This window comes from Devosia psychrophila (genome assembly GCF_000971275.1).
GTDB lineage: Bacteria > Pseudomonadota > Alphaproteobacteria > Rhizobiales > Devosiaceae > Devosia > Devosia psychrophila.
In genome coordinates this window covers 1-1,093 of record NZ_LAPV01000082.1, presented here as the reverse complement: position 1 = coordinate 1,093, position 1,093 = coordinate 1, and the positions used below count along the sequence as shown (strand labels likewise).

Sequence of the window (1,093 nt, the reverse complement as noted above, 5' to 3'; positions counted from 1 at the left end):
GACCGCGAGATCGATGAAATGCTCTGACCTTGCTTCCATCGCTCCGACAGCTCGGCCTTCTGCGCTGAAGTAAACCGGATCCGTGACGCCACCATGCGACACCCCCATTCCTTCCAGATTAATGGTGTTGCAATGACCGGTTGAACTCACCGGCGCTTCGCCGACAGGTCCTATTACCGTCGGCGAAGTTGGTGGTGTTAGATTTCGGTAGCCTCTGAAAGAGAAAGAGCATCGTCAACATCAACGCCCAAATACCGTACCGTGTTCTAGATCTTGCTGTGACCGAGCAAGATCTGGATGGCCCGCAGGTTGCCCGTGGCTTTGTAAATCAGCGACGCCTTGGTTCGACGCATGGAGTGGGTGCCATATTCCTCGGGCGCCAGACCGATAGCTGTTACCCACTCGTCGACAAGCCTTGCATACTGACGGGTGCTTAGGTGACCACCAGCTGTGACACGGCTAGGAAACGCAAAATCATCGACAGAGCCGCCTCGGCGTTCGAGCCAGGCAAGTAGGTTTGCCCGTGTGTCCGTGGTAATCTCGAACTGAACCGGTCTTCCCGTCTTTTGCTGGATCACCATTGATCGGGAGCGGATAGTAGGCCCAGTCACCAATGTACCTATCTTTATTTTCACCAGGTCGCAGCCCCGAAGCTTGCTATCGATCGCAGGATCAAAAAGCGCCCGGTCTCTCATCCTGCCTTCACGATCAAGAAAGAAGCGGATCGACCAAATCTGTCTGACTTTCAAAGCGCGTTTGGCGCCAACCTGCCTGCCGACATTCCAGGCAGGCCTTCCCGCAGCAGCGGGATCATACTGTGAGATACCCATTACATTTCTCCATCGGCCAAAGCGGCCGCAAGAGAAACGATTGTGGCGACCTCACGAGCGGCGGCTTCGCGCCCCATGCACGAACCCGCTTCGCGGGAGGGTGCGGGCGGCGGGGTCTCGGTTTCATTATAAGCTATTGATCGAGCGGCAGCTGATCTGACCATGGAGTTCCCTTCAACGAGAGGAACTTGCCATGGCTACTCTATCGACCGAGGCTCCTACCAGGCCGCTTCGCCAGCGGATGCAGCAGGATATGCTGATGC

The 1,093-nt window shown here is 56.4% G+C and carries 1 pseudogene; it reads right to left on the bottom strand.

From position 1 onward, the window contains the following. Positions 1-197: 197 nt before the first annotated feature. Positions 198-830 (bottom strand): annotated as a pseudogene (locus WH91_RS06815) (tyrosine-type recombinase/integrase). Positions 831-1,093 lie beyond the last annotated feature (263 nt).